This window comes from Ferruginivarius sediminum, assembly GCF_003344765.1.
Lineage (GTDB): Bacteria > Pseudomonadota > Alphaproteobacteria > Kiloniellales > Rhodovibrionaceae > Ferruginivarius > Ferruginivarius sediminum.
The window spans coordinates 80416-93038 of sequence record NZ_QPMH01000012.1 but is presented as its reverse complement, the minus strand read 5'-3'; the positions used below and the strand labels follow the sequence as shown (position 1 = coordinate 93038).

11 protein-coding genes are annotated in these 12623 nt (G+C 58.1%); 3 read left to right on the top strand and 8 right to left on the bottom strand.

Annotated elements, in window-relative coordinates; all coding sequences use genetic code 11:
* Positions 1-62: 62 nt before the first annotated feature.
* The 7 genes from DRB17_RS20865 to DRB17_RS13230 form a co-directional block, all read right to left on the bottom strand.
* Positions 63-194, bottom strand: coding sequence for a hypothetical protein (locus DRB17_RS20865; RefSeq protein ID WP_277738576.1), 132 nt, complete (start codon positions 192-194; stop codon positions 63-65).
* 377 nt (positions 195-571) lie between these two features.
* Positions 572-1615, bottom strand: a complete 1044-nt coding sequence (nirK, locus tag DRB17_RS13250) for a copper-containing nitrite reductase (protein WP_114582693.1) — start codon at positions 1613-1615, stop codon at positions 572-574.
* Between the two features lie 449 nt (positions 1616-2064).
* The gene (locus DRB17_RS19970; protein ID WP_147274906.1) at positions 2065-3048 is read right to left on the bottom strand and encodes a phosphatidylglycerol lysyltransferase domain-containing protein; all 984 of its coding nucleotides are present in this window, start codon (positions 3046-3048) and stop codon (positions 2065-2067) included.
* A 33-nt stretch (positions 3049-3081) separates the two neighbouring features.
* Positions 3082-4386 carry an MATE family efflux transporter gene (locus DRB17_RS13245; protein ID WP_147274905.1) on the bottom strand — a complete coding sequence of 435 codons (1305 nt, stop codon included), beginning with the start codon at positions 4384-4386 and terminating at the stop codon, positions 3082-3084.
* Between the two features lie 164 nt (positions 4387-4550).
* Positions 4551-5699 carry an aminotransferase class I/II-fold pyridoxal phosphate-dependent enzyme gene (locus tag DRB17_RS13240; protein WP_114582691.1) on the bottom strand — a complete coding sequence of 383 codons (1149 nt, stop codon included), beginning with the start codon at positions 5697-5699 and terminating at the stop codon, positions 4551-4553.
* A 56-nt stretch (positions 5700-5755) separates the two neighbouring features.
* Positions 5756-6421 (bottom strand): TRM11 family SAM-dependent methyltransferase, encoded by a 666-nt coding sequence (locus DRB17_RS20975; RefSeq protein ID WP_114582690.1) that lies wholly within the window; start codon positions 6419-6421, stop codon positions 5756-5758.
* Complete coding sequence (locus DRB17_RS13230) at positions 6414-7364, bottom strand: 2-hydroxyacid dehydrogenase (RefSeq protein ID WP_161958812.1); 951 nt, start codon at positions 7362-7364, stop codon at positions 6414-6416. The genes DRB17_RS20975 and DRB17_RS13230 overlap by 8 nt, the downstream gene beginning before the upstream one ends.
* A gap of 199 nt (positions 7365-7563) precedes the next feature.
* Between DRB17_RS13230 and DRB17_RS20715 the strand changes: the two genes are divergently transcribed.
* Both DRB17_RS20715 and DRB17_RS13220 read left to right on the top strand, forming a co-directional pair.
* Positions 7564-7923 carry a transposase gene (locus DRB17_RS20715; RefSeq protein WP_241503836.1) on the top strand — a complete coding sequence of 120 codons (360 nt, stop codon included), beginning with the start codon at positions 7564-7566 and terminating at the stop codon, positions 7921-7923.
* A 468-nt stretch (positions 7924-8391) separates the two neighbouring features.
* On the top strand, positions 8392-8943 hold the full coding sequence (locus DRB17_RS13220; RefSeq protein ID WP_147274904.1) for a hypothetical protein: 552 nt from the start codon (positions 8392-8394) through the stop codon (positions 8941-8943).
* Between the two features lie 87 nt (positions 8944-9030).
* Here DRB17_RS13220 and ssb read toward each other — a convergent pair whose 3' ends face one another.
* On the bottom strand, positions 9031-9552 hold the full coding sequence (gene ssb, locus DRB17_RS13215) for a single-stranded DNA-binding protein (RefSeq protein ID WP_114582687.1): 522 nt from the start codon (positions 9550-9552) through the stop codon (positions 9031-9033).
* Between the two features lie 203 nt (positions 9553-9755).
* Between ssb and uvrA the strand changes: the two genes are divergently transcribed.
* Positions 9756-12623: an excinuclease ABC subunit UvrA gene (gene uvrA / locus DRB17_RS13210; protein ID WP_114582723.1), complete on the top strand. Its 2868-nt coding sequence runs from the start codon at positions 9756-9758 to the stop codon at positions 12621-12623.

Genomic DNA, 12623 nt, shown 5'->3' with positions numbered 1-12623 from the left:
TTCCCAGTGCGCGAATGCTCGGCCCGATCAATATGCGCATGTCAGCCTCCGTTGCCTCTCTTTCAGAATACAGCGCCTGCGTTCTTCACGATCGCCACGATGATCAATACTGGTACTGTGGCGAACAGCAGCCCTATTGGCCATTCGACACGGCCAAAGATCTTTCTCGGATTGTTGTTTTCATCGTTAAGCATCTACCGATCTCCTTCAGATGATACCTTTACGTGGCGGGATTTGCGTCTCCAGACTTGGCTAACAATCTCACATAACCCTTGGCCGATATTTCCGCCATCACCGGGCTGCTTGAGGCCTGCTTGCGATTGACCCACGGTCTGCTCCATACCGGTCATCGAGCCATGCGCACAGACCGCTGTGGCTGAAATGGGGCAGCAGTATCCCGGCAATGTGGAGAAACCCTTACCGCTATCGTCGCAAAAAGGGCCTTGGAACAACTCTAGGGTACCCTAATGATACCTTTGGTCCCCGATTCCCCCATGCAACGAAAAGACGGCAAGGGCGCTTCGGTGCGCGATAACCCCCTTGCCGCCCAGAGTATATTCGACCGCCGGATCTACTCCACAGCGGCGACTTGGTCGCGTGTCTTGAAGACCTTCGGATTCGCGGGGCCCTCGACGTCGATCCGAGCGACCAGGCCGCGGGCAAGCCGGCTCAAGGCGTGGTCGACGATGAGGTATTCGCCCGGCACTTCGAAGCTGACCTCGGCAACCGTTGCACCCCCCGGTGCGACGCTGACTGTCTGGACATCCTCGACGGGCCCGGTCGCCAGGCTGCCAAGGTTGTACACCTTGTCCATGATCTCGCCGATCACGTGGAAGGAAGAAGTCTTATTAGGGCCGCCGACGCCGAAGTAGATTCGGACCGTCTCTCCAACCTTGGCCTTTAATGGGGCTTGATCGCTGAGGGCTCCGACGGCGCCGTTGAAGACATAGTATTCCGGCTGTTCGTCCAGAAGCTTTTCATAGCTTTCGGTCAACTGACCGCGTGTACCCAGCTCCTGTTCGGTATAGATTTCGCCCTGCATCACGTAGAATTCGCGGTCCACCTCCGGCAAGCCTTCCTTGGGCTCGACGAGGATCATGCCGTACATGCCATTCGCAATGTGCTGGGCGACCATCGGGGTGGCGCAGTGATAGACGTAAAGCCCCGGCTTCAGCGCCTTGAAGGAGAATGTCCTGGCCTCTCCCGGCGCGGTCTGTGTCGCCACGGCCCCGCCGCCGGGGCCGGTGACGGCATGGAAGTCGACCGAGTGATACATCCAGCTACCCTCGGCATTTTCCAGCGTCACCTGCACCGTATCGCCCTGTTTCACCCGGACGAACGGTCCCGGCACGGTGTCGTTGAAGGTCCAGTACCGGAAGCTCGTGCCGTCGTCGAGACGCCCAACCACCTCGGTGGTTTCCAGCGTCAGCCGGACGGTCCTGTTCTCGCGCTCCCCAATCGGGCCCGGTATATCGTCCGGCGCGCGAACGATGCTGACCGGCGCTGCCTGCTCGTTGTCGCCGGCCATGGCGGGCACTGCCCCGCCGCCTGCCGCGATGCCGATGGCCAGCGCCATTGTGCCGGCCGTCAAAGCCAGTTTGGATACGACCTGCATTGCCTTCACTCCTTCAGTGTCCCCACGGCATTTTCTCTTGCCGCCTATGGAGGCATATGCGGTCGCCGGGCATTCGAAGGTTTGCTGAAGCGCAAACTGGCAGGTTTTTTGGGCAGCGGGTCCTGGGGTCTTTAGGATCCTTGAACTTTGTATCCTCATACCTTCCAATGAATGCGTATGGCAGGCATCATAATCCGGCTCTGTTCGTTCGAGGGCTGTCTCGTTCCTGCAGAGCCCATGGCCCCAGCGGATCGATTAACCGGTTTCAGGTGACCGCGGCTTCGTGGTTATCCCGGCACAGCGGTCTATGCCTAGCGCAGCTATCATCGGCGTGGGTCCGGACTTGCGGCCGTAATCCGGGTGGCGGTGGAGCGCCGCCATTTATGCTTAGCGACAGCACGGACTGAAACAGCCATAATCATTACCCCATTTGCCGATACACGTTCGGTTTATTTGATAAATTCAACGTCATATGTTGCGAGTTCTTTGACCCGTCCATACCGCTTTTTGTAGTCATGGAGCGATTCCGTCTCCGAGCCGCCAAGATTGAGCAAAGATATACCTTTTTGGTGGAGGTTGCCAACGGCATCCACCAAGAGGTAATTTGAGGTTCCCCGTGTATTACTTGCACTTACAGACGCATAAAGGGCCGCCGAATTGCGATCTATGCGACCACAGAATGAAAACCCCGCCGGGTCACCGTTTAAATACAATAGTCTCCCGAAATACTCTCCGTTGTCGGCGTGATTGGAGAAATGGCGCCATAGTACATCGTATGCGGCGGGGTCCGCTTCCATTATCGTCCGCTCAATGTTGATATTCCGGGCGTTGTATTTCTCGACCCACTTGTGAATAACATACGGAACGTCCGATTGTGTCTGTGCGTCCAAATCTACAGCGCAAAGACTGCAAGTTCTTTGGAGATAAGATATTTGATTGCGGAGTTTTTGGAACCGTGGCCCAACGAGAGAATTCACTTGTTCCACATCAATCAATACTTGAGGAAATATGTCCTCAGGAAGGTCGGCGGGCAGGGTGAATGTGCTTGGGGGGAGCATGCGAAAGCGACCAGAGCCCTCCAGCCGTCGACTTAATTGCTTTGGGGTTCGACGGAGAACCACCCTTCGCCCGGTAGCGCGTCTGAGGTTTTGACAAAGAAACACATGCACATCCGTCACCGGTTCAGTATCGGCGGCCCACGGAGGGAGTAGAAATACGAAATCGCTATTCTCATCCTTGATAAACGCTACCGCAAGAAGACCCTCGACACAGTAGCGCGCAGCGTTCGAACGCGTTTCTTGTACAATATACGCGAAAGAGTTTTCGTATGCGCAGCACCTACCGAAGGCCTTGGCAAATTTCATGAACAGGCGCTCGTCTTCAGCCGAAAGGCGTTCCCAGTTGTCATTCATGAGCAGCGAGCCAAAGGTCATTGTTCACCTCTGCATTTATTGAAGGTCGTGCACCTAGGGCGTTACCGCGTACAATTGGTGTCGGCTAATTAAATGGTACACCTTCCAAAAGAATAGGGCCGTTATCGATAATTCACCGAGTGTGAGACCTATCCAGGCACCGGCGGTAGGGACACTTGCTAACCGTGAAAGCCCATAGGCAATTGGTATCCCAAGCATCCAACTTCCGGCGGCCGCGGTCCATAGTTGAAATTTCGCTGCTTTAAATGCGCTAAGCGTACCGCTTAGGGGTGCTTGTAAAGCGACAACGATAAACCAGAGCATTGCAATTGGAATGACCTGTAACGCCATGGTTATGGAGATGGCGTTAGCGTTACCTAACATGAGTGTCGCGATGGACTCAGAAAACACGACGACGGTTGCACTGACGATAATGCTCACTATTAGGGCTAAAGCCACTCCGACAAGAACCGGAAGACGTGTTTGGCGATGTTCGTTGGACCCGAGCATATAGCCGATCTCGGCGTTGACGGCGCTGCTAATTCCAAACGCAATCGAGCTGGTAATCTCACCTAGACGTGATGCAACGGCGTGTGCCGCAATAACATCCGCCCCGAATACGGCCACGATAAGCGTCGTAGCAGGTAGAACGCCTTCTCGGAGGACAATGCGGAAAGCGAAGGGTATTCCCAGAGATAGAATTTCTTTTCGTTCCGATCTTACCGCTTTTGGCCTCCAAATAAGAATGGACGAGGTCGGCGTCAGGTTGATGTATTTGAGAATGAGTGCCGTTACAGTTACGATGATCAGCGCGGTCAGTGTATACGCTAACCCGGACCCGAAGACACCCAATTTGGGAATCGGACCCAATCCGAATGTAAGCACTATAGCGAGTGCGGTATATATTGGGATCGCTGCGACCATTACCCCTGTTATTACGTATACGCGGCCAGTAGCAATTCCAAAGCAGCGGATAGCGACGTAGATCGTCCAGAGCGGTAGGCCCGGAGCGGCACCTGTGAGATATGCGGCCGCAGCGCCAAATCGAGCGTATTCAGCCGACATGCTCGCGAAAACACCGGCCGCGCCAAAAAGCGCGACCATTAAGGGCGTGGCAATCATCAAGGCGACTAGCACTCCTTGTTGACCGAAATTGCGCACCCCCTCAAGGTCCCCTTTTCCATATGCCGTGGCCGCTAGCGGAGTAACCGCGGTAACGACACCAAGAGAAAACAGGAAGCTCGCCACATAAAGGGATAGCGCGATTGTGACCCCGGCCAGTGCATCGGCGCCCAGTCGTGCAACGATAACGGTTTCAATAAATGTAATTAAAAGCTGCGCTGCAAATGTGATCCACACGCCACTACCGACAACAACGAGGCGACGGACTTGTGGCCAAATTGCAGCGGACTCGCTTCTATTCAAAATGCACCCCTGCGCTCCTCTATGGTATCCGAATGGTCCTCAGGCCCGGCAAAATGCTACCTGCATTCCGGACACTACCGATGCCACGCAACTCTCGTCTAAGTTTGCGGATACGACGCAAGAGCGCTTTTCAATATTGAGACACCTAACTGAAAATCGGCCTCCTTTTTCAGTAGACTGACCCGGAGTCTATTGCGCGGTGCCATGAGCGGGCTTTGAGACCAGAAAAATGGATATCCAGGCAACAGATGAACGCCCCTAGCGTTAAGCGCCTCAACGATCCTACTGTCGTCGTCGCCCATGGCTGAACAATCTAGCCACTCAATTGGCAAACAACTGTTTTCCCCTTCCTGCGCCGTCCTTAGGCCACTTTCAGCGATGGCAGCTCGTAACATGTCTCGCCGTCGCAACAGGAGTGCCTGGAGAGAGTCAAAGTGTTCGCTGTAAGGCGGCGCTGAGGACAGGATGTAGTGGAAAAACAGCATGGCGAATGGTGACGCGCACAGATACATCTCCTGATAGAGTTGTGACATCACGTCGGTATAGTGTTGTGAACAAATCACAGGGCTCATTTTCAGATCCAATGTGGGCCAAGTCTTCCCCGTGTCTTCTATAATCATAAATGGTACGTCATATTGGGCTAAGAGCTCACTCAATTTTGGTTCCGCAGTACTGAAGAACCGGAACGTTCGATCGACAATCAGGGTCTTATTGTGATCTGCGCATAGTCTAATAATTTGTTCCCATTGGGTGCCGTCCAATTGTGAACCTGTTGGATTATTGGGGTCCACGACAAATATGGCGTCGATTCCATCAAGATAGCCGTCCAGGGAACCGTTTGATAGGTCCGCTTCGGGAATGGGGGTGAGGGCGGCTCCCCGCCGACGGAACAGCAAAGCGAGGTTATCGAATGTAGGTTCAAGAAGTCCCGTTCGCATGGCACGGCCAGCGAGTATCGCTGCAACCAGGTCAATTGAGTTTGATGCCGTTGGGCATATCCACATCTCTGCGCCCAGTGCTAGGGTTTCACAAGTGAAATGTTCCCAGGCTTCCCGGAATCGAGATTGCGCTTCCGGGACTCGAATACCCGTCGCCTCGTCCCAAATTTGAGGGAGTTTCTCAATGACCTCCAGCATGTGTTTTGGAATGTCATGGTATGCGTGGCCGTCAGCTAAGCTGGCCCGGCTATGCATCCCTTTCCATTCGTAGTTCGTTAGCGGTGTTGCTTGAGAACGCGCATCATGCATCACAACTTCCCCTTACTTCATGCGGCAGTCACAACGACGAATGCGCCCAAATTACGTTACGGGCATTCGTTTGTGTTTTGAAAGACGAGAATATTACTGTGTTGGACCCCCTCGACAACATCCACCCCTGTATCAACGCAGTATATGATCTCGTCGACAAGTGGCACTATTCGCGCAAGACGGACGGCGACCTCATGCGTATACGTAGAAAGAAAGCCATCTATGCGAGGGTTAGCGGTTTCAACGACGATTAGTCCGTGTTGTTTAATGAACGTGCGACAATGACCTACGACATGTTCAACCAACTCATAGCTACTATCGTCAACGATACGCACACCTTCAGACACTCGGCCAAACGGCGGACTCGTGATCATGCAATCGTAGGCCCGTTCGCGGAGCACGACATCTCGTGAGTCCGCGTTGATAATATCGATTTGGTTCGGTAAATGTTGTTGTGCGAATTGACACCTATCGGAGTCTAGCTCAATGCCGCAACCGGGCCGTCCTAAGTCGTGAGCGATTTTTAGAACTGTGCCAAATCCACAGAATGGATCTAAGATATGATGCCCGGGAGCCGTATAGTTGAGGACCAGATCACACGCTAATGCGACGGGTATTTGATCAGCACCGGAGCCGGGGACCTCTTCTTGTATTGGGATAGCGCCGTCGACATGCTGCCATGTACGACGTCGCTTCGTGGCCCCAGTCACGACGTTATGCATCTAGCTCTTCTGCTGCAACGAGATTCTCGATGGACTTGTTGAGCATTCGATCCCATGTTTCTGGAGTCCTGGCAGCGGTATGCCCGGTCACAATGACGCGTTCTCGCGGCAGGGTGAGGAGACGGTCCGTATCCTCCGCGCCCGTATATGGTGGTTCAGAAAAGAAACCATCAAATGCGGCCGTGGACACTATATCGGCGTTCAATGCGGCCAATAAGGCATCGGCATCGACCAGCCACGGACCTGCGGTATTGATTAAAGTGACGTGTTTTTTCATTATGTTAAATTCTCTCGGACCAAGGAAGTGTCGGGTTTCCTCGGTGCTGGGGATTAACAATATGATTACGTCGGAACTTTTTATAAGATCGTCTTTGGATTTATAGGTAACCCCAAGCGTCTCTTCATGACGGACGTGTCGGGTCCGGCTATAGTAAGAGACGTTTGCACGAAATCCCTGAACCAGAACCCGCGCCACCTCCTCTCCGATGGCACCGAGACCCACTATTCCTATTTCTCTGCGGGACAATTCCAAGGAGGTATCTTCACAAACACCTCCGGATTTGAGAGTGGAATTTCGTTCAAAGAGGCGCCGTTGGGCACCTATGAGGAGACCGATGGTGTGTTCGACGACAGCTCCAACCATCAACCTTGGCGTCGAACAAGTCTGGATTTGGAATTCGCGGGCGGCAGCTGTGTCTATAAAGGAGGAATAGCCGGTTCCAACATATGAGATTACGCGCAAGCACGACGCGGCTGCTAGAAGCTCCCGATCCAGGTATTCATTACCACCGAGTACATGACCCCAAGCGTCCGAAAGCGCATTGCGCAGCTCTTCTCTATCAGAATCGTCCGACACCAAGCGGACTTGATAGCCATGGGAGCGTAAAAGCTCGAGGTGATGCGGACTGACGTCCGGCCCAGACACGGTTACTATGCGCGCCATGACGTAACCCCCATTTGCTATCATTCGTTAAAGGATAAGCTCGAAAACAACACGCGTCAAGGGTGCCGACGGTGCTGGTTCGCGTGTAACGTGTGTCCCGCGTCAAGGTGTCCTTTCTGAGGTTTGAAAGCCCACTCACCGCCACCCTCGGCGTCGAGCTGTTCCGCGCTGACCCGAAGGCGCCGTCCGGCCGCGCGATGTGAGCAAGCGCGGGCGCCCACCGTTCGGCGTAGTGCTCAAGTTCCGGATACTGGTGCTCCAGGATCTGCACGGCCTATCGCTGGGTCAGACCGAATATCTGGTGTGCGACCGGCTGAGCTGGATGCGCTTCTGCTGGCTGGGGCCGGTGGACGCCGTACCGGACGCCACGCGCGTCGCTGCCTCCCCTCAACGCAATACGAGCGGTGAGATGACCGCGATCAAGGTGGGCAAACGCGCTTGCGACATTCGGCCCGAGAAGCTGGCGAGGCTTGGCAGAATGTCACGGACGTCGCCGCCCATGAGGTCGCAACGTCGCGCAGGTCTGATCGACACGACCAATATGGTCTCCGACGTCTAGCAGGTTACTGAAGACTGAGACGGCGTGAGGTTTATCCACAGCGGCGTTGGGTTTGTCCTCAACCGGCGTCGCTGCGTGCCTCAGTTCGTGACAGGAGCTCTGCCGCGGCGGCTGGTTTCTTCCTGGTGCCGCAGTTTAATCTAGGCGATCGCGACAAGGCCCGGGGGTGTGACGTCGAGAAGCAGACGCCTAGTGCGTCACTGCATTTCGCTCTGCGACGTGAAGGTTCGCTCGGGCGACACGTAAAAAGTGCCCACCTGCCCCGTGGGGGCTTGGTGAACAGGACCAACGGCTTCCGGGCGCCTTCAGGGAGTCCGGAAGAGCGCTGGGGGAACCAAACAGAAACGAGGTGACGCGAGCGGTCGAGCGGAGCGTTATGGATAGATGTATAGGGCGAAACATAAGTGTTTAGTTGATAAAATCGTGGCGCGATACCTTTCAAACGGCAAGTGCAGGGGGGGGCCGAGAATGCGAAGTTACTCTTTTGTCGCCATACTTTCCCTTTTGGCAGGTGCGGCGCATGCAGCACCGCAACTGGAGCCCGCGCCATGGCAGCCGGCTCCATCGGGTACCGCGATGGCGTGGGAAAACGAAAGCAACGGTGAATCAGGTCGCGGCGTGATTGGCTCTCCCGACGATTTCGAGGTGAACTGGACCTGGGAGAGGGACGAGCGCTCCGGTTATATATTCTGCAGTTACTGTGGCAACACGCACTTCGATGAAGACGCCTACGCCAAGCTATGGCCTCTCGAAGTCGGAAAGGAAGTCAGCTTCTGGCGAAACCGGAGCGGCAACAAGTGGAAGGACCGTATCGAGGTTGTCGGTACCGATACCTTCGAGCTTGAGCGAGGAGAGGTCGACGTTTACGTCGTTCGATGGACTTCCAAGGCCTATAGCCATTCCTGGCAAGGCGAGACGGTCACACTGTATTCGCCCGAAATCGGCTGGAGCGTCAGGTTCGAGCACGAGGACAACAAGGGTGAATCCTGGGCTTGGCGCGCCGTGTCGTTCAGTGAGTAGCCTTAAACGCTACCGCCTTCGGGCGTGGATGGTACGACAGGTCGGGAAGAGGCGACACGCCTATCGCCCTTCCTGACCACCATCCAGTTAAAACGGGATCTCGTCGTCCAGGTCGTCGCCGCCGCCGGGGCCAGGTGCCGGCTGGCGGGTGTCCATGCCGCCCACGCGCTCGTCGCGGTAGCCACCGCCACCGCCGCCACCACCGTAACCGCCGCCATAGCCGCCGCCTTCGGAGCCGCCGCCCCCGCCGCCGCCACCACGGGTATCCAGCATGGTCAGTTCACCGCGGAAACGTTGTAGTACGACCTCGGTGGTGTAGCGGTCCTGCCCATCCTGGCCCTGCCACTTGCGGGTCTGGAGCTGGCCCTCCAGAAACACCTTGGAGCCCTTGCGCAGGTACTTCTCGCACACGTCGACCAGGCGGTCGTCGAAGATCACGACTCGATGCCACTCGGTCCGCTCCCGCCGGTCGCCGCTCTGCCGGTCAGTCCAGGTCTCCGAAGTCGCAAGCGGGAAGTTCGCTACGCGCTGCCCGGAGTTGGTCTGCCGGACCTCCGGATCGCGTCCAAGATTGCCGACGAGGATGACTTTGTTGACGCTTCCCGCCATATCGGATCGACCTTACCTACAGTACCTAGAGGTGACATGCTATCGAGTGGCCGCGGACTCTAGCGGCTCCGACGCCACATCGCCATAGCCTGTATCGGATTTCTCGCACCCTCGCGACACCCTCGTTTTTCGAGCGCGATTGAACCATATTGCGAAGCGTCACAAACTCGACCCGGTCCCGGATGAAGGAAGCGGAGCAGCGGATGGCGGAGCCGACCGGCGCGCCGGTTATTCATGTGCGCGGTGCGCGCGAGCACAACCTGCAGAACGTCGAAGTGATCCTGCCACGGAACAAGCTGGCTGTGATCACCGGGCTCAGCGGCTCGGGCAAGTCATCGCTGGCCTTCGATACGATCTATGCCGAGGGCCAGCGCCGCTATGTCGAATCGCTCTCGGCCTACGCGCGCCAGTTCCTGGAGCTGATGCAGAAGCCCGACGTCGACTCCATCGAGGGCCTGTCGCCGGCGATCTCCATCGAGCAGAAGACCACGTCGAAGAACCCGCGCTCCACCGTCGGTACCGTCACTGAGATCTACGACTACATGCGTCTTCTGTGGGCGCGCGTCGGCACGCCCTACTCGCCCGCCACCGGACAGCCCATCGAGAGTCAGACGGTCAGCCAGATGGTCGACCGCGTCATGGCGATGGACGAGGGCACGCGCCTCTATCTGCTGGCACCGCTTGTGCGCGGACGCAAGGGCGAGTACCGCAAGGAGCTGGCCGACCTGCAGAAGCGCGGCTTCCAGCGGGTCAAGATCGACGGCGAACTCTACGAGATCGACGAGGCGCCGGCGCTGGACAAGAAGCGCAAGCACGATATCGAGGCCGTCGTGGACCGTCTTGTCGTTCGCCCTGGCATGGAAACCCGGCTGGCCGACAGCTTCGAGACGGCGCTGGCGATCGGCGACGATCTGGCGTTCACCGAGAATGCCGACGACGGCAGCCGCACCACCTTCTCGGCAAAGTTCGCCTGCCCCGTCTCCGGCTTCACCATCCCGGAGATCGAGCCGCGGCTGTTCTCGTTCAACAATCCCTTCGGCGCCTGCCCAAGTTGCGACGGCCTTGGCGTCACGCTGCACTTCGATCCGGGGTTGGCCATCGACGAGCGGCTAAGCCTGCGCGAAGGGGCGATTCTGCCGTGGGCGAACTCCGCCTCGCAGTTCTACAAGCAGACGCTGGACAGCCTGGCGCGCCACTTCAAGGTCTCGACCCACACGCCCTGGCAGGAACTGCCCGAGCCGGTACGCGAGGCGATCCTGTTCGGTTCCGGCGGCGAGTCGGTGACGATGCGCTACAACGACGGTCTGCGTTCCTACGAGACAAAGAAGCCGTTCGAGGGGGTCATCCCGAACATGGAGCGCCGCTGGCGCGAGACCGACAGCGACTGGGTGCGCGAGGAGCTGTCGCGCTTTCAGGCCAGCAAGCCCTGCGGCGCCTGCGACGGCTATCGCCTGAAGCCCGAGGCGTTGTGCGTGAAAATCCGCGGCATGCACATCGGCCAGGTCACCGAGATGTCGGTGGGCGAGGCGCATCCCTGGTTCGCCGAGGTGCTGGAACACCTGAGCCCGCAGCGCCGGGACATCGCCCGGCGCATTGTCAAGGAGATCGACGACCGCCTGACCTTCCTGATGGATGTCGGGCTCGAATACCTTACGCTCTCCCGCGCCTCGGCCACGCTGTCCGGCGGGGAGAGTCAGCGCATCCGCCTCGCCTCCCAGATCGGCTCCGGCCTGACGGGCGTGCTCTATGTGCTGGACGAGCCCTCTATCGGTCTGCATCAGCGCGACAACGCCCGGCTGCTGGGCACGCTGGAGCGGCTGCGCAACCTCGGTAACACCGTCATCGTCGTGGAGCACGACGAGGAATTCATCCGCGCCGCCGACTATCTCGTGGACATGGGGCCGCGTGCCGGTGTTCACGGCGGCCGCGTCGTTGCCGAGGGTACGCCGGCGGAGGTGATGCAGCATCCGGAGAGCCTGACCGCGCAGTATCTGACCGGCTTCCTGCAGATCCCGCTGCCGAAGAAGCGCCGGCGCGGGCGCAAGGGACAGGCGATCCGCATTCGCGGTGCGCGAGAGCACAACCTGCGCAACGTCGAAGCGACGGTGCCACTCGGCACCTTCACCTGCGTGACGGGGGTTTCCGGCTCAGGCAAGTCGACGCTGATCAACGAGACGCTCTACAAGGCACTGTCGCGGCGCATCATGGGCGGGCGCGCGGCGCCGGGTGAGCATGACAGCGTCGAGGGCATGGAGTTCCTCGACAAGGTGATCGACATCGACCAGTCGCCCATCGGCCGCACGCCGCGCTCCAACCCGGCGACCTACACCGGCGCCTTCACGCCGATCCGGGAGTGGTTCGCCGGCCTGCCGGAGGCAAACACCCGCGGCTATAAGCCGGGCCGCTTCTCGTTCAACGTCAAGGGCGGGCGCTGCGAGGCGTGTCAGGGCGACGGCGTCATCAAGATCGAGATGCACTTCCTGCCCGACGTCTTCGTGGTCTGCGACGAGTGCAAGGGCAAGCGCTACAACCGCGAAACGCTCGACATCACCTTCAAGGGCAAGTCCATCGCCGATGTGCTCGACATGACGGTGGATGAAGGCGTGGAGTTCTTCAAGGCGGTCCCGACCATCCGCAACAAGCTGGAAACGCTGCAGCGCGTCGGCCTCGGCTACATCAAGGTGGGCCAGCCGGCGACCACGCTTTCCGGCGGCGAGGCGCAGCGGGTGAAGCTGGCGAAGGAGCTGTCGCGCCGCTCCACCGGCCGCACTTTCTATATCCTGGACGAGCCGACGACCGGCCTGCACTACGACGACGTCGCCAAGCTGCTGCAGGTGCTGCACGCGCTGGTCGACAACGGCAACACTGTCGTGGTGATCGAGCACAACCTGGAGGTCATCAAGACCGCCGATTGGCTGATCGACCTCGGCCCCGAAGGTGGCCACAAGGGCGGCCGCGTCGTCGCCATGGGCACGCCGGAACAGGTCGCCGAGATCGAGGAAAGCCACACCGGCCACTTCCTGGCCGACTACCTCACCACCCACCACGCGCCGCGCAAGAAGCAGGCGTAA

Coding starts and splice junctions, on each gene's coding strand:
- DRB17_RS20865 (WP_277738576.1), bottom strand. CDS start 194: ATGCTTAACGATGAAAACAACAATCCGAGAAAGATCTTTGGCCGTGTC.
- nirK (WP_114582693.1), bottom strand. CDS start 1,615: ATGCAGGTCGTATCCAAACTGGCTTTGACGGCCGGCACAATGGCGCTG.
- DRB17_RS19970 (WP_147274906.1), bottom strand. CDS start 3,048: ATGACCTTTGGCTCGCTGCTCATGAATGACAACTGGGAACGCCTTTCG.
- DRB17_RS13240 (WP_114582691.1), bottom strand. CDS start 5,699: ATGCATGATGCGCGTTCTCAAGCAACACCGCTAACGAACTACGAATGG.
- DRB17_RS20975 (WP_114582690.1), bottom strand. CDS start 6,421: ATGCATAACGTCGTGACTGGGGCCACGAAGCGACGTCGTACATGGCAG.
- DRB17_RS13230 (WP_161958812.1), bottom strand. CDS start 7,364: ATGGCGCGCATAGTAACCGTGTCTGGGCCGGACGTCAGTCCGCATCAC.
- DRB17_RS13220 (WP_147274904.1), top strand. CDS start 8,392: ATGCGAAGTTACTCTTTTGTCGCCATACTTTCCCTTTTGGCAGGTGCG.
- ssb (WP_114582687.1), bottom strand. CDS start 9,552: ATGGCGGGAAGCGTCAACAAAGTCATCCTCGTCGGCAATCTTGGACGC.
- uvrA (WP_114582723.1), top strand. CDS start 9,756: ATGGCGGAGCCGACCGGCGCGCCGGTTATTCATGTGCGCGGTGCGCGC.